The sequence below is a fragment of the Myxococcus sp. CA039A genome (assembly GCF_013336645.1).
GTDB lineage: Bacteria > Myxococcota > Myxococcia > Myxococcales > Myxococcaceae > Myxococcus > Myxococcus llanfairpwllgwyngyllgogerychwyrndrobwllllantysiliogogogochensis.
Window position 1 is genome coordinate 1 of record NZ_JABUMQ010000231.1, and the last position, 18,366, is coordinate 18,366.

An 18,366-nucleotide genomic window follows, 5' to 3' on the forward strand; every position below is an offset into this window, starting at 1 on the left:
GTCCCGGCGCCCGCGCCCCTTCCGCCACGCCCCGGGTTTGGCGCGCGCCTCTGGAAGTGGACCCGGCGGCTGCTCATCACCGGCGCCGTGGGCCTGCTGCTCGTCGTGCTGGTCGGCGTGGGGGCGTACGTCTACTACAGCCGGGATTTGCCCTCGGTGGACGCGCTCCAGCACTACGAGCTGCCCCAGGTCACCAAGGTGACGTGCGCGGACGGGAGCATCTGCGCCGAGTACGCGCATGAGAAGCGCACCGTGGTGCGCGTCGCGGACCTGCCGCCCCATGTCCGCGATGCCTTCCTGGCCGCCGAGGACGCGGACTTCTACAAGCACGTGGGCCTGGACCCGTTCGGCATCGCCCGCGCCGCCATCAAGAACCTCATCCCCGGCAGCCGCAAGTCCGGCGCGTCCACGATTACGCAGCAGGTGGTGAAGAACCTGCTGCTCACGCCCGAGCGCAGCCTGTCGCGCAAGATCCGCGAGTGGATCCTCACCCCGCGCGTCGAGGAGGCCCTCACCAAGGACCAGATTCTCGGCCTCTACATCAACCAGTCCTATTACGGGAAGCGCCGCTACGGCGTGGAGGAGGCCGCGCTCTATTACTTTGGCAAGCACGCCAAGGAGTTGAACGTGGGCGAGGCCGCGGTGCTGGCGGGCACGGTGCAGATTCCCCACCGCATCAACCCGGAGACGAACATGACGCGGGCGAAGTCGCGTCAGCGGTACGTGCTCGGGCAGATGGCCAACCATGGATTCGTGCCGCGCGACGTGGCGGAAGCGGAGCTGAACAAGCCCATCGTCCTGGCCCCGCGTCCCGAGCGGGGCGTGGGCCCGTACTACGCGGAGGAGATTCGTCGCACGCTCATCGAGCGCTATGGCGAGCACGCGGTGATGAATGGTGGCCTGCGGGTGGACATCGCCATGGTGCCCAAGCTCCAGGTCGCCGCCGAGCAGGCCGTGCGTGAAGGACTGGAGGCCGTGGACAGGCGCCAGGGCTACCGGGGTCCGCGAGGCACGTTGGAGGATGAGAAGTGGGCTCGCCTGCGCGGCATGGTCGCCACGCGCATCGAGGAGGCGGGCCGCCGACTGAAGGACCAGGGCTACGTGGCGGACCTGGCGCCTCTCGCGCAGGAGGAGAAGGCGGCGACGCCGGAGCCGAAGGTGGAGACCGAGGAGGATGGCGCGGAGGAGCAGCGCCCGGACCTCACGCCCGAGGACGAGGCGCCCCCCTCCGAGGAGGAGCTGATGGTGCGCGCCGTGCTACTGAAGCCCCTGTCGGAAGGGCTGCGGCTGACGGGCTACGTGTCCGAGCTGGACGAGAAGCGGAACGTGGCGCGCGTGGACCTGGTGGGCCGCACCGCGGAGATTGCGTACTCCACCGTCACCTGGGCCCGACAGAAGGGCAAGGGCGCCCCCAAGAACATCTCGGACGTGTTCGCCAAGGGGCAGCTCGTCTACGTGCGCATCCTGAAGGCGCCTCCCGCGCCGGCCTTCGTGGAGGCCACGCTGGACCAGGTGCCGCTCGTGCAAGGTGGCCTCGTGGTCATCCGCCCGGAGAACCGCAACGTGGTGGCGCTGGTGGGCGGGTATGACGCCGCGCGCTCGTCCTTCAACCGCGCGACGCAGGCCAGGCGTCAGCCGGGCTCGTCCTTCAAGCCCTTCCTCTACGCCGCGGCGCTGGGCAGCGGACGCTACACGCCGCTGTCTCAAGTGAACGACGCGCCGGAGTCCATCCGGGACCCGTACACGGGCAAGGCGTGGAAGCCGCAGAACTACGACCGGCGGTTCGAAGGGCCGATGACGCTGCGCACGGCCCTCACCAAGTCGAAGAACACGGTGTCCGTGCGCCTCATCGAGGCGCTCACGCCCCCCACCGTCATCGACTTCGCGCGACGGGCGGGCATCCACTCGCCGATGCCGGAGAACCTGACGCTGGCGCTGGGCACCGGCGAGGTGACGATGCTGGAGGCGGTGAACGCCTACTCCACGCTCCAGGCGAATGGCCGCTACGCGGAGCCGCTCATGCTGCTGCGCGTGCGCGACTCGCGCGGCAAGGTGTTGGAGGAGCATCAGCCAGCCTTCGAGGAGACGCTTTCTCCCGCCGTCGCGTACCTCACCACGTCCCTGATGCGCAGCGTGGTGGAGGAAGGCACGGCCAAGGCCGTGCGCGAGCTGAATCGCCCCGCCGCTGGCAAGACGGGCACCACGCAGGAGTCCAAGGACACGTGGTTCTCCGGCTACACGGTGGACTGGGTGGCCAGCGCGTGGGTGGGCTTCGACAACAATTCGCCGCTGGGGAGCAGCGAGACGGGTGGTCGCGCCGCGCTGCCCATCTGGCTCCAGTTCATGCGCGTGGCCCACGAGGGCCTGCCCGCGCGCGACTTCGAGGTGCCCGCCGGCATCCTCCAGGTTCGCATCGACCCCGTCACCGGACTGCTGGCCGGCGCCTCCGTCCCAGGCCGGTTGGAGCCGTTCCTCGAGGGCACCCAGCCCACCGCCGAGGCCCCGCCTCCGGGCCAGGTGACGACCGACGAGTTCTTCCTCAACGAAGGCAACAGGAAGGGTCTGTGAGCCGAGCCCGGGTCCTCGCACCGCTGCTTTTCGCCTTCGCGGCCAGTGCCGCATCGCAGTCCTCGCCCGACGAAACCGCCTCGGCCGTCCAGCGACTCGCGCGGGAGCTGTCCGCCTCCGTGCGCGCCCTGCCCGCCGAGGCGCCCGTGGCGCTGTACTTCTCGGGGGGCTCGGCCGAGCTGCGCCGCGCCGTGGGAAGCGTGCTCGCGGCGCGACTGTCCGCGGAGGGCCTGGCTCCCACCGTGGTGGACACCGCGAGCGCGGAGGCCGCCGAGGGCGTGGCACGCGCGCAGGGGGCGCGCACGCTGGTGAGGCTGACGCTGGATGTGGAGGCAGGCGCCTTGCGGGCACGTGGGGACGCGCTGGGCACGTGGGTCAACTTCTGGTCGGGCCGCGCGCCGACACGTCCCGCTCGGCCGTCGGGCGCGCTCGTCGAGTCGGTGGACGCGGACGCGGAGGTGCTCGCCCTGGCCTCGGTGGCCCCCTCGACGACGTCGCCTCCCACGAGCGGTCCTCGGGGCATCCGACTTCTGGGTGCGGCGCTGGTCCGGCTGGAGCAGCCCGTGGCGGCGCTCGCGGCGGGAGACCTGGACGGGGATGGCCGCGACGAAATCGCGGTGCTGACGGAGGCGGACGTGTCCGTCTTCGCGGCGGATGGACGGCTCCTGGCCCGCAGGGAGCTGGGCGCCCTGCCCTTCGGCAACGCCACCACGCGGGAGCCCTTTGGCGCGCTGGCCGTGCTGTCGGGGCCGCCCCGGCTGGCCGCGTGGAGTACGCGTCGCGCGCACGGTGAGGTGCTCGTGCTGGAGAAGGGTCGAAGCACGCTGCGGCCCGTGGGCACACTGGACAGCGCGCCGCTGGGGCCCGTGGAGCGAGGGAGCTTCGTCCCCGGGCAGACCGCGTTCCAGGCCGAGGTGCGGCTCGCGGACGGCAAGCCCGTGACACTCTCCGCGCCCTTCACCACCGCGAGCCTCGCGCCGCCGAGGATGCTCTTCGTGCACGCGGATGGAACCGGCTCGCTCTATCCGCGCGCGGGTGCGGCGCCGACGCGGCTGAGCGCGCTGGGCGCGGGCAGTGCCCTGGGCGACCTGGACGGAGACGGCACGCCGGAGCTGCTCACCACATCCACCCTGCTCCAGCCTTCGCCGGACGTGCTCCGCGTCCACTCCCTCAACGGAGGAGACCCCACGGTGCACGAACCGCTGTGGCAGGGCGCGCTGCCCGCGGGGCGCGCGTTGTTCGTGGTGACGGTCAACCTGGATGGCGACGAGCGCCGTGAAGTGGTCGTGGGCCTGTGGAAGCCGGATGGCACCGGTGAGCTGTTCCTCCTTCGCCAGGGTGCTCCATGAAGTCCCGTCGCATCGCCCTCGCCAGTCTCGTGCTCCTGGGCTCCGCGTCCGCGCTCGCGGCCGGACGGCCCCGTTATGGCGGAGAGCTGCGCGTGGCCCATGCCGGGCCGCCCGAGATTGGAGAGCCCGCGCTCGCCGACACTCCTCTCGAAGCCACGCTGCTGGGGCTGTTGTCCCGGCCTGTCTGCGCTGTGACACCGGAAGGCGAGGCGCGCCCCACGCTGGCCCGTGAGTTGTCGCGCCCTACTCCGCAATCCGCGCGGGTGATGCTCCCCAATGCCGCCACGGCGGGTGCCCTGGCGCGTGCGTGGATGCGACTGTCCAGCACCGAAGGGGCTTCGCCCTACCGCGCCCTGCTCTATCCGCTGCGCGGCGAGGGACGGCAGGTCAACGCGAGCGGTGCCTCGCTGGAGCTCGCGCTCTCGTTTCCGTGGCCCGATTTGGAGCGCGCGCTGTGCCACCCGGCCCTGGCCGCGCCCGTGGCCTCGTCGACTCCGGGCCCGTTCTCCTCGGCGGGGCGCGGGACGCTGGATGCGCAGCTCGGCTGGCCACGTGGGCGCCCGTACCTGGACCGACTGCTGCTCACCTCCACGGATGAGCGGGGACTGGCCCGGCTCTGGTCCACCCGGCAGGCACAGTTGGAGCTGGGGGTCGCCTCGGAGACGGACAACGCGTCGGGCGCGCTGCTCTACGCCACCTATCTCGCCTTCTCGCCCCGGCGCGTTCCGGCGGACTTCCGGCAGGCGGTGGAGAGTTCCATCGATCGCGAGGACCTCACGCGCCTCTTCGTGCGCGGTCCGGCGGTGCCCATGCCGCACCTGCTGCCGCCCGCGCTGATGCAACAGGGGCCCAAGCCTCGCCCGGCGACGCCCGCGTCGGGTCCGGCTCGCACGGTGACGCTCGTCTACGACGCGGCGCTGGAGGACCAGCGCGCGGTGGCCGAGCGCATCCAGGTGAAGCTGCACGAGCGGGGCTACACCGTGGCCCTGGAGCCCCTCACGCGCTCCGCGCTGCGCGCCCGCTGGGCCAAGGGCGACTTCGAGCTGATGCTGCACGCGCTGCTCCTTCCGCCTGTGCCTGGCCCCGCCCTGGCGGTGGTGCTGGACGCGGGGGGACGCAAGGACCTGCTGGGCGTGGAGCTGCCCGCCATCGGCGCGCTGTCGGACGCGGCGGCGAGGGATGCTCGGGTTCGCGAGCGGGCCCTGGCGCTCGCCGCATCGCTGCCCTTGCTTCCGCTGTATGCGCAAGGACTGGGGCTGCGCGTGGTGCCTGAAGTGGGCGGACTGGTGATGGATGCGCAGGGCCTGCCCATTCTGGACGGCGCCTTCATGCTTCCACCCGAGGGAGCGGGAACCGGGGGGCGGCCATGACGGGCGCGAGGGAGGGTGTCGAGGACCGCTTGAGTTGCTGGCCACGAGGCGCGGTCTGGAGGATGGCCCCTTGCGCCTGAGGACCCGGCTGGCCCTCGCCTTCGCCCTGCTCGCGTTGGTGCCGCTCGCGGTGGTGGTGCTGCCCACCCTCTCGCGCCTCCGCGACACGTTGTCCCGTGAACTGGACGCACGGATGCAGGCCGCCACCACCAGCGCCCAGGAGTCGCTGGAGCGCTCGGCCACCACCGCCCGACGCGCGGTGGAGGAGCTGGTGGACAGCGCCGCCATGGAGGACCTCGCCCGCGAGGCCCGAGAGCGCCCCACCCGAGCCATTCAAGCAGGCACGGCGGAAGCGCTGATGAAGACGCGGGGACTGACGGTGCTCACCCTCTTCGACCGGGGCGGCACGGTGCTGTCCTCCGGACACCTGCCCGCGCGGCGCGGAGACCCGGACCCGGCCCTCTTCGCCGTCACGAAAGTGGCCTCGTCGAAGCCCGTCCCGGTGCGAGTGGAGGTGCGCACCTCCTCGGGCCTGCGACAGATGCCGGCGCTCGTCACCGCGCGCCCGGTGGACTACGGGGACCTGCGCCTGTGGGCGGTGGGCGGGGTGCTGCTCGACGACAGTCTGGCCCAGCACCTCGCGCGGCTGACCCAGGCGCAAGTCTCGCTCGTCTCTGGTGACACCGAGCTGGCCCGGGCCGGCACGGCGCTGCCTCCCACGGTGGCGCGCGAGCTGCCCCTGGGCGACGCCGCCACGGTGCGACTCGTCTTCAGCCGTGCCGCCGCGCGCGAGGCCGAGGAAGGCGTCATGCGCGCCTTCCTCCTGTTGGCCGGACTGGGTGGCGCCTTCGCCATGCTGCTCGGGTTGCTGGTGTCGCGGTGGATGACCCGGCCGGTGGAGGCGCTCACCGAGGGTGCCCGGCGCGTGGCGGAAGGCGCGCTGGATGTCCAGGTGACGGCCGCCGCCACGGGCGAGGTGGGCGAGCTGGTCCGGACGTTCAACCACATGACGTCCGAGCTGAAGGCGACGACGGAACGACTGGTGGCCAGTGAGCGCATCGCCGCGTGGCAGGAAGTGGCGCGGCGACTGGCCCACGAAATCAAGAACCCGCTGACGCCCATCCGCATGTCGCTGGAGACGCTGCTGGCGGCGCAGGAGGCCGGGCACCCTCGCTTCCCGGAGTTCTTCAAGGAGAGCGCGGGCGTGGTGCTGGAAGAGGTGGACCGGCTGCGGCGCATCGTCGACGAGTTCAGCCGCTTCGCGAGGATGCCCAAGCCGCAACTGGCGCCCGTGGACCTGTCCGAGCTGACGCAGAGCGTGCTGGCCCTCTACGCGACACCTCCCGAGGGCATCCAGATACTCCCGGCGCTCCAGACGGGCGTGGTGGCGCGCGTGGACCGGGACATGCTGACGCAGGTGCTGGTCAACCTGGTGAAGAACGCCGAGGAGGCCATGACCGGCAAGGGTGGCCACCTGCGCGTGCGAGTGAAGGGCACCGACGCGGACGCCATCATCGAAGTCGAGGACAGCGGCCCGGGCATCCCCGCCGAGCACCGCGCCCGCATCTTCGAGCCCTACTTCACCACCAAGGACGGCGGAACGGGCCTGGGGCTGGCCATCGCCGCGCGCATCCTCCAGGAGCATGGCGGCAAGCTCGAGGTCGGCGGAGAGCCGGGCCAGGGCGCGCGCTTCAGCGTGGTGCTCCCACGCGCGGACCTCATGGCGACCGGCGCCGCGAGCGCCCCGTAGGCAGCCTCGCCAGGGGCCATCGCCCGGGCCCGGTTCAGCACCAGCACCTGAAAAGCACAGAGCCCGAGGCGATGTGTCGCCCCGGGCTCCGATGTCGTCACGCGGTGGAAGCCGCGCTCAGTCCTTGACGGGCGTGGCCTTGAGAGCGGCCTTGCCTTCCTTCACGTAGACCTGGAAGCGCACCGTCTTGCAGGCGTACTTCTGGACGAGCTGCTCCTTGTTCTTGCGCAGCTTCTGCACGAACTTGTCGTACGTCAGGCCGTCGGCCGGCTCGCCACACCGCTCACGGGTGGTGACGAACTCGCGGAAGACCTCCTGGAAGTGCTGCTCCTCGGAGAGCGCCACCGCGGAGTTGCCCGACGGGCCCGCGCCCGGGAGAGGAATGGCGGCGGGCCCCCCCGCGCGAGGCGGCAACGGAATGGGGACCTCGGCCGGCCGGGCGCTGGCCTGGAGCAGCTCGCGCGGAATGGCCGCGACGCGCGTCGTCTCCGGGTTGTCCGGCGACTGAGCAGCCGCCAGGGCGAACGGGTTCGCCGCCTGCTGGAGCGTGTACGCCGCCGTGGGCTGGTCCTCGAAGGCGAAAGCGCCGCGCCGAGGCGACGCCGTCGACAGGGGCTCACCCGAGGCGGAGAAGCCACCCGGCTCGGGCTCGAAGGGCATGGACGCGCCCGACGAACCGAACGGACTGGCCGCGGGAGGCGGCGGAATCGCGGGAGGCGGCGCGGGGAACGGGAACGCATCCGCCTGCGCGAACGGATCCGCCGAAGCGAACGGGTTCGACACCGGCGCGGGGGCCGGAGGCGGCAGCGCGAAGGGGTCCCCCGAGCCGAACGGATGGGCCGCCGGAGGCGGAGGCGCCATGGAGAACGGGTCCGCCGAGCCGAAGGGCTGGGCCGCCGGAGGCGGGGGCGCCATGGAGAACGGATCCGACAGGGGAGCCACCGCCGGAGGAGGAGCCCCACGCGCGAACGGGTCCGGCAACGGGCCCGGCGTCGGCGGGGCGGCGAACGGAGCCGAGGCGAACGGGTCTGGCAGCGGACCTGGCGTCGGCGTGGGCGCCACCGGCTGCGGCGCGTGAGGAACCTGCGCGTGCATCTGCGCATTCGCCGCCATCGCGGCCGACAGGCTGAGCGTGTCGGAGGTGCCCTGCACGTCGTCGCCAGAGCCCGAGCGGGAGCCACCCATCAGCACCGTCCACACCAGCGTCAGGCCCAGGAGCCCCGCCAGCGCGACGAGCGCGTTCTGCTGGTAGTCCGCCAGCGCACCCAGCACCGGCTGCGTCCCGGCCACCGCGAGCACTTCCAGCGGCGTGCCTTCCAGCGCGCGGCGAGAGCCCACCGACAGGGGCGCCTTGCCTCCCATGGCATCGCCCTCCGTCATGAGAGGCAGGCCCAGCGGGCCCAGGTTCTGGAGGCTGCCGCGGCGCAGCACCACTCCGCTCGCGTTGGCCGCCACCTGCGCCAGCGAGCCCTCCGCGAGCAACTTGTCCGGCCCCACGGCCGTCACCGAGTCCCCCTTCACCAACCCGAGCGCGGAGACGCCGGTGGCCTGCACCGCGGCCTCCAGCGCGCCCTCGTCGAGCAGCGGCGCGCCCACCACCAGCGTCACCGCCGGCTGCATGCCGAAGTCCCCGCCCCACAGCACGGGCACCGAGGCGAAAACGTGCGCCGCACCGAGCGCGTCCACCACCGAGGTGCCGGCCTTCGCCAGCGCGGCGACGTCCAGCTTCGTGGCATCCGAGGACGGCTCCGCGCCCGCGACGGCATGGAACGCGGCGTCCGGCGCGGCCAGCGCCACCACCGCGCCCTTGAGCTCCTTGGGCAGCACGGCCTCGACGGCCGTCCGCACAGCGGTGAAGCGCTCCGCCGTCAGCGGCTGGAGGGCGTCCTTGTCGTCGGCCTTGTCCTTGTCCCGCGACGGGGGACGCACGGAGGCGACGGGCTTGGGGGGAAGCAGCGCGTGGACAGCGGAGGCGACGTCCGGCGTGGCGGCCAGCTTCAGCGCCAGCGCCTGCACCTCCGCGCGACGCGCGTCCACGCGACGCGCCACCTCGGCAACACCCGAGGCGGACTGGGCCGTGGCTCCGTCCACCGCGCGCGCGCGAAGCGGTCCCGACAGCATCGGGAGATGAGCAAGCCCCAGTCCAATGACCAGGAACGCGAAGAGGAGGAACTTGAGGCGGACCATCGCCGTCCTTTAGCCCATGGGTGAAGGGTTCCGCTTATAGCGTTCACCATTCGGACCCAGCAAGATTCGGGCAGCGGACAACGCGGGCCCGGCCGCCCGGTGGACGACCGGGAAGACCGGGCCCTACACCGAGGCAGGCCCCCGGCTAATAGCTCGGAACGTTCGCCGCCACGTCGTCGGGCAGCCCGTCCGTGTGCACGTCACGGCGCTTGTCCACGGCCTTGCGCAGGGTGCGCTCCAGCCGGTCACGCGCCGCGTCGATGGCGGGAAACAGCGTCTCCGCCCGCTCGGTGACATGCACGGAAGCGAAGTTTGGCATGCGCACCGTCACCCGGCACTCCTTGTCCACCCCACCCTTCGGACCGTTGATGTCCACCAGCGAGATGTCGATTTCCGCCGCCTCGTCGTCCGCATACCGTTCGATGTGGCGCACCAGATGCTCCTGCAGGTAGTCCCTCAGCGACTCCGTCAGGGTCAGATGCACGCCCCGCATCAACACCTTCATGGCATCACCTCCAAGGCTCGAAGATGGACAGCCTCCCGCCCGCCGGTGAGGGGGGCTCTTCCACCCGCCTGCCCTCCAGGCGACGAGGCACCGGTCCCCGCGTCCTCGCGGCGGACGAATCCGACAAGGGCCAGAGTTACCCAGACGCATGGGTGCCGAGCGAATCAAGGTCCTCCTCGTAGAGGACGATGGTGACAGCCGGGAGCTCCTCGCGGAGCTGCTCGAGTTCGAGTTCGACGTGGTCACCGCCCACGACGGACTCGCGGGCCTGCGGGCCTTCGAGAGCACGCTCCCGGACGTGGTGGTGACGGACGAGTCGCTGCCGGGGCTGTGCGGCACGGAGCTCGCCCGGCGGGTGAAGGCTCGTGCGCCACGCACCCGCGTCATCCTCGTCTCCGGATACACCCAGGTGGACGGCGCCGAGCACTGTGACCTGGTGCTGCGCAAGCCCATCGACGTGGAGCGGTTGAGCAGCGCCGTCGGCAGCCTGGGAGACGAGGCCCGCCGCTGGCAGGGCGACGACGACGCCCGGCAGTGAACGGAAGGACTGGCCCCCGGTGCCGCGGCAGGACACCAGACCTACTATGTCCCTCCAGGACATCCACGGGCAGGAGGGACAGACATGAAGTACTGCGCCAGGTGCGGATCGGAATATCGGGACGACATCGAGCAATGCTCGGACTGTCCAGGCAACCCACGGTTGGTGGACGTAGGAGAGATGCGCAGCCGGGGGCTCCCGCTCCCGCATGAACTGGACAAGCGCGTCTTCGTGCGCGCGGGCACCACGGACAACCCGCTGATGGTGGAGGTCTTCGTGGAGCTGCTCCAGGAGACGGACATCCCGGTGCTGGTGCGCGCGGGTCGCTCGGGCGTGGTGGACAAGCTGACCACGGGCACCCTGCTTCCCTGGTGGGAAATCCTGGTGCCCGAGGAGCAGCAGGAGCGCGCCGCCGCCCTCATCGAGCGGGAGCGGGCCCAGGAAGCGGCCACCAACGACGAGGCCGTCAGGGCCGCCGAGGACGAGGAGCGGGAGACCGAGCAGTCGGCCGCCCCCCCATCCGCCCTCTGAACATCAGGGTGAGCGGACGACGGCGCCGGGCGCGGAGGACTCCGGACGGCGGGCCTCGAAGAGGCTCACCCCGGTGACCTTCCACTTCGCATAGCGGGAGTTGCGGCCGAGGAAGGTCTCCAAGTCTTCGTCCACGACGCGGTTGTAGCCCCCGCGCGAGGCATGGCGCAGGTAGGTGCGGCCCTTGCGCTGCACCACGAAGCCCAGGTGCGTCACGCGGGTGGCCTTCAGCGGAAGGTCCTCGCGCAGCACCACGAGGATGGTGCCGGAGGGGATGGAGCGCGCGTGCTCCATCACCCGCTCCAGCGGAATCATGTTCATCGCGAAGGTGCCCACCGGCTGACGCGCCTTGGGGAGTTGGAGCGACTGGGACGAGCGGGACTGCCAGGTCACGGGCGTCAGCGTCTTCGTGACGGCCACCGCGTCCTCGCCCCCGAAGCGCCGTGTCACGTCTCGCAGGAAGCCCTTGCGGATGTTGTTGGGCAGCCACTGCGCCTCCATGAGGTGGTTGCGGTCCTCATAGGCCGGGGCCTGGGCGTAGCGGATGTGCTCGAGCAGCGGCGCGACCTCCGGCTCCGTGCGCGCGAGCCCCAGCGCCAGGGACTGCTCGACGAAGGTGAGGCAGTCCACCGCGTCCAGGCGGAACGTTGGATCAGGGTCGACGCCCGCGCCTTCTCCCAGCGGAGACAGGACATAGGGCGTGTTGACGAAGCGCTGGCTCATGGACAGCAGCCGCTCGGTCAACGGCGCGTTGGACGCCTCCGACACCAGGGCGGCGAAGGCGCTCGCGTCCATGCCCGTCCAGCCGTTGGGGCGCGCGGGGGTGGCCGTGGCCGCCTGGGCCGCCGCCGAGCCGGAGTCGAGAATCCGCGCCGCGCCGGGCGTGGCGGAGTCCTTCGTCGAGGAGGCCGGGGTCGCCTGGGTGACGAGCGCCGCGGCCAGCACCACCGCCCACGTCATTGCGCCACGCCCGCCCTTCGGAGGATGGCCTTGCGCCGGTCATCCTGGAGTTGGAGCGTCTCCAGTTCCTTCTCGTACGACAGCTTCTCTTCGCCCTTGGCGTTCCACGAGGCCAGCACCAGCCAGTCCAGCATGGCGCTGTCTCCACCCTGGTAGAGGATGCGCGCGGCGCCGGCGGCCAGGCCCCGGTCCTTGTCCTCCAGCAGCGGCTTGAGCGCGGGGGTGGCCTTCTTGGCGGCGACTCCCTCGAACAACTCCAGCCCCTGCCGGCGCACGAAGCGGTCCTGCGCGCCGAGCAGCTTGTTGGCGAAGGCGAAGCCCTCGGGCGAGCCCAGGCGGCACAGGCCGCGCGCCGCCGCGAAGCGGGTGCTCTCCGAGTCGTTGGTCAGGTACTCCTTGAGGGGCTTCACCTGCTTGGCGTCGCCCGTCTCACCCGCGGCGGCCAGCATGATGGCGCGCACCTCCAGCTCCTGCTCCTGCTTGGCGGCCGCCATCAGCGCCTTGCCCATCTTCGGGTTGCGCGAGGCGCCCAGGGCCCGGGCCGCGTCCCGGCGAACCCCACTGCTCTTGTCATCCAGCAGCGGCAGCAGCACCTGGACGTTGCGGCTCTTCAGCCGGGCCAGGCCCTGCGCGGCGTACATGCGCACCGTGCTGTCGCCGTCGCCGGCGAAGCGGACCAGGGCCGGCTCCGCGGAACGCGTGTCCAGTCCCGCCAGCACCGCGACGAGGTTGCGGCGGACCCGCTCCTCCAGCACCCGGCGCATGGATTCGTTGATGAGGTCGGCGGCATAGGGCTCCTCGCGCAGGTAGCGCAGCCGGGAGACGGCGGCGGGGACGGCTCCTCCCTGAATGACGGTCTGGATGACCTTTTCCGTCTCGGCACGGCGCTCGCCGCGCTTGGCGGCGGAGGCCTGGGCGGACAGGGCCAGGGGGGGTAGGAGCAGCGCGAGCAACACCAGGAAGCGGGCGGAGAGGACGGACGGGCGCACGGGAGGGGGACGATGGCAAGGGTGGCGCCAGTCGTCAAAGTCCCAGGCACCGGCCGGCCCCCCTCCTCAACGGGGTATGCCCGATTCTTGACCCCCCAAGAGGCGATTGATACGACCGATGCCTCTTTCCCTCCTCTAGAGGCGCCACCCTATGAAGAACCTGACGGTGCTGGTGGCGGTGGCGGGGGCGCTCACCGCGTGCGGCCCCGTGAAGTCCACCGCGAACATCCTCGACGCCGAAGTCCAGATTCAGGCAGCGCGCACGGCTGGGGCCGACAAGTTGGCCCCGTACGAGTGGACCGCCGCCAACCTGTATCTGGAGAAGGCTCGCGAGGAGGTTGGCTACTCCGACTATCAAGCCGGTGTGGATTTCGCGGTGAAGGCCTCCCGCTTCGCCAATGAAGCCCGCGAGAAGGCGATGTCCGTGGCTGGCAGCGATTCCGACACTGGCACTGGCGAACGGACCCCGAACCCGTGACGCACCGAGCGCTCCCGATGACGCGTCCCTCCCTTGCAGCGCTGCTGTCCCTCCTCCTGGTCGCCGGCTGTGTGAGCGGCAGCAAGATTCGCGCGGACACCCAGGTGCTCGCCGCGGATGTCGAGCGGGCCCGCCGCAGCGGCGCCTTGCGCTGCGCCCCGGTGGAATTGGCCACCGCCGAGGCCTACCTCGACTTCGCCAAGGGTGAGCTGAGCCAGGGCAACAGCGGCCGCGCCGCCTCGCACGTCCGCGTCGCCGACACGGCGGTGGACCGGGCGTTGGAGCTGTCGAAGAACTGCGGTCCGCGCCAGGTGCTGGTGCGTGAGCGCCCGGAGGCCCCGCAGCAGCCGCAGCAGCCCACGGAGACCAAGCCGCAGCAGCCCCAGGTGGTGGTCCGCATCGAGGAGACGGACAGCGACGGGGACGGAGTGCTGGACAAGGACGACCCCTGCCCCGACCAGGCCGAGGACACGGACGGCTTCCAGGACGAGGACGGCTGCCCCGACGCGGACAACGACAACGACGGCGTGCTCGACGCCAACGACAAGTGCCCGGTGCTGGCGGGAGTCGCCGACAACCAGGGCTGCCCGGCCGAGGCGCCGAAGGACCGCGACGGCGACGGCATCGTCGACCCGCTGGACAAGTGCGTGGACCAGGCCGAGGACAAAGACGGCTTCCAGGACGAGGACGGCTGCCCGGACCTGGACAACGACAACGACGGCATCGTCGACGCCCAGGACAAGTGCCCCAACGAGACGGGCTCCATGCAGAACATGGGCTGCCCGGACAAGGACGGCGACGGCGTCAACGACGGGCAGGACAAGTGCCCCGACGAGCCCGAGGACAAGGACGGCTTCCAGGATGAGGACGGCTGCCCGGACCTGGACAACGACGCGGACGGCCTGGCGGATGCGCAGGACAAGTGCCCGACCGAGGCGGGTCCGCCGGAGAACAGCGGCTGCGCGGACAAGGACACGGACAATGACGGCGTGGTGGACCGACTCGATGCGTGCGTGGATGAGCCCGGCACGAAGGAAGAGCGCGGCTGCCCGAAGCAGTACAAGAACGTCGTCATCAAGAAGGACCGGATTGAAATCAAGAAGCAGATCCTCTTCGGGTCCGGCTCCGCGAAGATCATCGGCAAGCAGAGCACCGCCATCCTCGAGGACGTGGCATCGGCCCTGAGGGATGCGCCCTGGATTCAGAAGGTCCGCATCGAGGGCCACACGGACTCGCTCGGCAAGGATGAGTCGAACCTGAAGCTGTCGCAGAAGCGCGCCGACGCGGTGATGGCGCAGCTGCTGCGCAGGGGCATCGACCCGGGCCGCATGGAAGCGGTGGGCTTCGGCGAGACGCGTCCCATCGCGCCGAACACCACCAAGGCGGGCCGTGCGCAGAACCGCCGCACGGAGTTCAACATCGTCACGCAGTAGGCAGCCCCGCCCCGGCCACCTCAAGGCCGGGGCAAGCAGGGTCAGCGCCTCCCGGGCTTCCGTCCCGAGGAGGCGCTTCGCTTTTCAGCGCGTGGGGTGTCCTCGACAGCACGCACGGGCGAGCGGCCCGCCAGGGCTTCACGCCGGGCATCTCTCCGCCCGGCCGAAGTCACACAGCAGGCGGTCCCCCACCCCAAGGCAGGGGCATTCACGCTCGCCGCACACGGTGTACGCGACGGGTGTCCCGCGTACGCAGCCCCCAAGGCCGGGGCATTCACGCTCGCCGCACAGGGTGCACGGCGTACGCAGCCCCCAAGGCCGGGACATGCACGGTCAGCGCCTCCGGGAACAGGTCCCGAGGGCGCGTTGCTTTTCAGCGCATCCGCTGCCCTGGAAGTCACGCACGCGAGCGCAACATCCCAGAGGAGTCGCGGACGAAAGGGCCCGCGCGGGCGCGCCCATCAGGCCTCGCGCCAGGGCATCACCCCAGCGAGAGGACGTCAGTCGTCCTTCAGCAGCTCGTGGAGGACCTCGGTGGCGTACGCGCCCCGGGGCAGCTCGAACGCGAGCCACAGGTCCTCGCCCTCCGGCGTCAGCTCGGGCGAGCCCAGGCGGACGCGATACGGCCTGCGCCCTCCTTCCGTCTCGCCCCCACCGCGCTTGAAGTCATCCGGCGTGACGCCCTCTCCGACCAGGAGGCTCGCCTCGAACTCGCCCACCGCGCCCGTGGCGGCCGTCATCTTCGGGCCGAACAACGGCCCGGCGGGGCTCACCTCGAACGACGCGACGCGCGGACCATCCACATCCGGCGCCTCGCATACGAAGAGGCCGCCCGTCTCTTCCTTGCGCAGCACGTCACCGAGCAGCGCGGTGGACAGGGTGCCGGAACGCACGCGCTCCGCGAGCGCCCGGTTGAAGATGCGCGACTGGAAGGCGGAGAGGTACAGCTTGCGCTGGAAGCGCTCGGGCCGCTTCGGAAGCCGCTGCCCCAGCACCAGCAACCTGCCCAGGTCCGCGTTGTCTCCCGCACGGCCGAAGCGCTGTTCGCCGAAGTAGTTGGGAACACCGCCCGCGGACAGTCGCGAGAAGCACTCTCGCGCGGCCTCCACGTCACGCACGCCCCGCAGGCGCAGCTTGAAGCGATTTCCCCGCAGGTGGCCGGTGCGCAGCTTGTTGCCGTGCCGCTTCGACCACAGCACCTGCACGCCCTCCAGCGCGAACTCCCCCAGTCGCGCTTCCGCGCGCGCGGGCACCGAGAGCAACTGCCGCGTGACGGCCTGCCGGTCCTTCATCCCCGCCACGCCGATGTCGTCCTCGGACACGCCCAGCGACGAGGCCAGCGCCCGCACCACCTCGCGCGTGTCCCGGCCGCGCTTCTCCAGCCACAGGTAGAGGTGCTCTCCCTCGCCCGACGGTTGGTAGGCGGGAAGCTCCTCGACCTCGAAGTCTTCGGGAACCAGCTTGAAGGCACCACCACAACCAGGCACATCCGCCGTCAACCGCGGCCAATCCGAATCCGTCGTCACGGCCCCTCGAGCGTCGCCAGCAGCTCCTTCACGCGACGGGCGAGGTCCTCGTCCGCGCGCGACTCCAGAAGCTCACCGGCCTGGAACAGCAAAAAGAACATCACGTCACTGAGCGCCTGTTTGAAGGACGCCAGCGGCTCGCTGCCCAGTTGGGCGCGGTGCCGCTCGAAGGCATCCATCAACCGGGGCTCGGCCAGGCTCCCATCCGACTGGAAGGCCAGGCCCTCCAGCACGGGAGAGGACGACAAGGCCTGTCCGGACAACGCGGCGTTGGCGGCGGCGATGAACTCACGGTCCATGCCCTGCTTGGCCACCTCGTCGCGAATCTCCCGGAAGATGAAGTTGAACACGCGCGCCACGGGGCGAGGGTCCACCGCCGGAGCGGCGCTCGCGACCGGACGCCCTGGGCCCGCGGGCACGGGCGTGGCCGGAGTCTGGGCCCCGGTGGGCCCCACCGTCGGCACGGGGCCGGCGGGCACGAGCAGCGGCTTGTCCGTCAGCGACGCGAAGCCGCCTTCCAGCAACCGGAAGACGACCTTGGTGATGTCGAACTCGGACAGGCGGGCGGCGTGGCCCAGCTCCAGGATGGTGCGCCGGCCGTCGAGCAGCCCCAGCACCCGGTCCTCATCCTCCTCCAGCTTCCCATCCGAGGCACGCTTGCGCGCCACGTACAGCCGGCCATGGGGGATGCGCTTCCGGAAGTGAGCCATCTCGTCGATCTTCCGGATGCTGTCCATCAACAGGCTCTGGGTGGAGAGCTGGATGGAGTGGCTCGCCTTCTCATCCACCGGCTGGTCGATGAGGAAGAAGCTCCCCTCCCGGCACAGGACGATGGCGTGGAAGATCTCGCTCACCTGATGCGTGACGCACTTGAAGAGGTCGTGCGCCTGCAGGAAGCCCTTCTCCACCAGGGCGCGGCCCACCTTGGACGGGGGCTGGCCCTTGAGCGCGGCTTCCACCTGCGTGCGGTCCACGTAGCCCAGACGCACCAGCACCTCGCCCAACCGGTCCGCGGGGTCGTCCGACGAGGCGCCGCGCACCTCGCCGTCCCGGAAGGTGACGGAGCGCTCGCCGCCAGGGGAGTGGACGCGGATGATGCCGCTCCACCGCGACTGGCTGAGGAAGGCCATCAGATCCGACAGCGGGAAGCCGCCCGCGTCACCGGAGAGCACCACGCGCGGCGCGGCGATGGTGCCACCCTCGCTCGGGCCCCGGGAGAAGACGAGCAGGTCCGGGGACGTGGGCATCAGCGCGTACGTCCCCGAGCGCCCCGTCAATGGAGAGGGGCTCTGGCGATCCTCGGGGACGAGTTGCCCCGCGTCGATGCGGAACCTTTGCGTCATCTCCGTGTCAGTCGGCTGCCCAGGCGTTCTTGTTGTTCACCCACTCCAGCTCATCCTCCAGGCTGTGGTTGAGCAGGTCCTCCTGGATGAAGCTCAGGTCGAGCGCGCGCCCGTTGAAGTACACGGTCGGCGTGCCGGACAGGCCCGCCGCGCGGCCCTGGTTGCGGAAGCCCTCCAACTCCTGCTTGTAGGCGTCCGACTTGAGCACCGCCGCGAGCTTCGCGCCGTCCAGTCCCAGCCCCTTCGCCAGCGCGGGCAGCGCCTCCGGCTTGAGGTTCTCCTGGTGGGTGAAGAGGGCGTCGTGCATCTGCCAGAACTTGCCCTGATCCCTCGCCCACAGGGCCGCCTGCGCCGCGGGCACCGCGTTGACATGGTTGGACAGGGGGAACGGCAGGTAGCAGAAGCGCACCTGGGCCGGATTCTTCTTCGCGAAGGCCTCCAGGACGGGACGGGCCTTGGCGCAGTAGGGGCACTCGAAGTCGGAGAACTCCACCACCGTCACCGGGGCGGACACAGCGCCCATGCACATCCGGTCGTCCACCTTGAACTGGGCGCGCTGCTCACGGAAGGCGCCGTAGTACTGGGACAGCTGGACGATGACCTCGGTGGCGGGGCTGCCCTCGGACACCATGCGCGCGGCTACGCGGGCCATGCGCTTGGCGTGGCGGCAGGTGTTGTGCGACTTCAGGCAGGCGCCCAGGGTGTGCGGGCAGCCGCAGTAGCAGAACTCGTCGCTCAGGACGGTGGCCAGCTCCCGCTTGGAGGCCGCGGAGAGCGAGGAGAAGTCCATGCCCGGGATGCCGGAGAGGGCCGCGGCGGGGTCCGTCGGGGCCCTCTCC

General features: G+C 71.0%; 15 protein-coding genes. 8 read left to right on the forward strand and 7 right to left on the reverse strand.

Going from position 1 to position 18,366, the window contains the following annotated elements; genetic code table 11:
* From HR086_RS31635 to HR086_RS31650, 4 genes are all read left to right on the forward strand, one after another.
* Positions 1-2,568: penicillin-binding protein 1A (locus HR086_RS31635; RefSeq protein WP_254626552.1), on the forward strand; the 2,568-nt coding region annotated here is incomplete at its 5' end.
* Positions 2,565-3,917 carry a VCBS repeat-containing protein gene (locus tag HR086_RS31640; RefSeq protein ID WP_174467506.1) on the forward strand — a complete coding sequence of 451 codons (1,353 nt, stop codon included), beginning with the start codon at positions 2,565-2,567 and terminating at the stop codon, positions 3,915-3,917. The genes HR086_RS31635 and HR086_RS31640, both read left to right, overlap by 4 nt.
* On the forward strand, positions 3,914-5,287 hold the full coding sequence (locus HR086_RS31645) for a peptide ABC transporter substrate-binding protein (RefSeq protein ID WP_174467507.1): 1,374 nt from the start codon (positions 3,914-3,916) through the stop codon (positions 5,285-5,287). The genes HR086_RS31640 and HR086_RS31645 overlap by 4 nt, the downstream gene beginning before the upstream one ends.
* A 70-nt stretch (positions 5,288-5,357) precedes the next feature.
* Positions 5,358-7,037, forward strand: a complete 1,680-nt coding sequence (locus HR086_RS31650) for a PAS domain-containing sensor histidine kinase (RefSeq protein WP_174467508.1) — start codon at positions 5,358-5,360, stop codon at positions 7,035-7,037.
* Positions 7,038-7,154: 117 nt separating this feature from the next.
* On the opposite strand, the gene HR086_RS31655 is transcribed toward HR086_RS31650, so the two are convergent.
* Together HR086_RS31655 and hpf are read right to left on the reverse strand one after the other, a co-directional pair.
* Positions 7,155-9,224 (reverse strand): MXAN_5187 family protein, encoded by a 2,070-nt coding sequence (locus HR086_RS31655; protein WP_174461314.1) that lies wholly within the window; start codon positions 9,222-9,224, stop codon positions 7,155-7,157.
* A gap of 145 nt (positions 9,225-9,369) precedes the next feature.
* On the reverse strand, positions 9,370-9,729 hold the full coding sequence (gene hpf, locus HR086_RS31660) for a ribosome hibernation-promoting factor, HPF/YfiA family (protein ID WP_141644110.1): 360 nt from the start codon (positions 9,727-9,729) through the stop codon (positions 9,370-9,372).
* A 148-nt stretch (positions 9,730-9,877) separates the two neighbouring features.
* On the opposite strand from hpf, the gene HR086_RS31665 reads away from it, so the two are divergent.
* Together HR086_RS31665 and HR086_RS31670 are read left to right on the forward strand one after the other, a co-directional pair.
* The gene (locus HR086_RS31665; RefSeq protein WP_141644111.1) at positions 9,878-10,267 is read left to right on the forward strand and encodes a response regulator; all 390 of its coding nucleotides are present in this window, start codon (positions 9,878-9,880) and stop codon (positions 10,265-10,267) included.
* 84 nt (positions 10,268-10,351) lie between these two features.
* The gene (locus tag HR086_RS31670; protein WP_174453409.1) at positions 10,352-10,798 is read left to right on the forward strand and encodes a putative signal transducing protein; all 447 of its coding nucleotides are present in this window, start codon (positions 10,352-10,354) and stop codon (positions 10,796-10,798) included.
* Positions 10,799-10,801: 3 nt separating this feature from the next.
* Here HR086_RS31670 and HR086_RS31675 read toward each other — a convergent pair whose 3' ends face one another.
* A complete protein-coding gene (locus HR086_RS31675; protein ID WP_174461315.1) occupies positions 10,802-11,758 on the reverse strand; it encodes an N-acetylmuramoyl-L-alanine amidase-like domain-containing protein in 957 nt (318 codons plus the stop codon).
* Positions 11,755-12,747, reverse strand: a complete 993-nt coding sequence (locus HR086_RS31680) for a HEAT repeat domain-containing protein (protein ID WP_141644114.1) — start codon at positions 12,745-12,747, stop codon at positions 11,755-11,757. The genes HR086_RS31675 and HR086_RS31680 overlap by 4 nt, the downstream gene beginning before the upstream one ends.
* A 151-nt stretch (positions 12,748-12,898) precedes the next feature.
* Here HR086_RS31680 and HR086_RS31685 point away from each other — a divergent pair, with 151 nt between their 5' ends.
* Positions 12,899-13,225 carry a DUF4398 domain-containing protein gene (locus HR086_RS31685; RefSeq protein WP_141644115.1) on the forward strand — a complete coding sequence of 109 codons (327 nt, stop codon included), beginning with the start codon at positions 12,899-12,901 and terminating at the stop codon, positions 13,223-13,225.
* 17 nt (positions 13,226-13,242) lie between these two features.
* Entirely contained in the window at positions 13,243-14,658 is a 1,416-nt protein-coding gene (locus HR086_RS31690) for an OmpA family protein (protein ID WP_174461316.1), read from the forward strand.
* A gap of 500 nt (positions 14,659-15,158) precedes the next feature.
* Here the strand turns inward: HR086_RS31690 and truD are convergent, their stop codons facing one another.
* The 3 genes from truD to HR086_RS31705 form a co-directional block, all read right to left on the reverse strand.
* Positions 15,159-16,184: a tRNA pseudouridine(13) synthase TruD gene (truD, locus tag HR086_RS31695; protein WP_141644117.1), complete on the reverse strand. Its 1,026-nt coding sequence runs from the start codon at positions 16,182-16,184 to the stop codon at positions 15,159-15,161.
* Entirely contained in the window at positions 16,181-17,527 is a 1,347-nt protein-coding gene (locus tag HR086_RS31700; protein WP_141644118.1) for a DUF4388 domain-containing protein, read from the reverse strand. The genes truD and HR086_RS31700 overlap by 4 nt, the downstream gene beginning before the upstream one ends.
* Before the next feature lie 7 nt (positions 17,528-17,534).
* The coding region (locus HR086_RS31705) for a DsbA family protein (RefSeq protein ID WP_174467509.1) at positions 17,535-18,366 on the reverse strand (832 nt) is incomplete at its 5' end.

Excerpts from the sequence above, each read along its gene's own strand:
- HR086_RS31645 (WP_174467507.1), top strand. The coding sequence starts at position 3,914 with ATGAAGTCCCGTCGCATCGCCCTCGCCAGTCTCGTGCTCCTGGGCTCC.
- HR086_RS31655 (WP_174461314.1), bottom strand. The coding sequence starts at position 9,224 with ATGGTCCGCCTCAAGTTCCTCCTCTTCGCGTTCCTGGTCATTGGACTG.
- hpf (WP_141644110.1), bottom strand. The coding sequence starts at position 9,729 with ATGAAGGTGTTGATGCGGGGCGTGCATCTGACCCTGACGGAGTCGCTG.
- HR086_RS31665 (WP_141644111.1), top strand. The coding sequence starts at position 9,878 with ATGGGTGCCGAGCGAATCAAGGTCCTCCTCGTAGAGGACGATGGTGAC.
- HR086_RS31670 (WP_174453409.1), top strand. The coding sequence starts at position 10,352 with ATGAAGTACTGCGCCAGGTGCGGATCGGAATATCGGGACGACATCGAG.
- HR086_RS31675 (WP_174461315.1), bottom strand. The coding sequence starts at position 11,758 with ATGACGTGGGCGGTGGTGCTGGCCGCGGCGCTCGTCACCCAGGCGACC.
- HR086_RS31685 (WP_141644115.1), top strand. The coding sequence starts at position 12,899 with ATGAAGAACCTGACGGTGCTGGTGGCGGTGGCGGGGGCGCTCACCGCG.
- HR086_RS31690 (WP_174461316.1), top strand. The coding sequence starts at position 13,243 with ATGACGCGTCCCTCCCTTGCAGCGCTGCTGTCCCTCCTCCTGGTCGCC.
- HR086_RS31700 (WP_141644118.1), bottom strand. The coding sequence starts at position 17,527 with ATGACGCAAAGGTTCCGCATCGACGCGGGGCAACTCGTCCCCGAGGAT.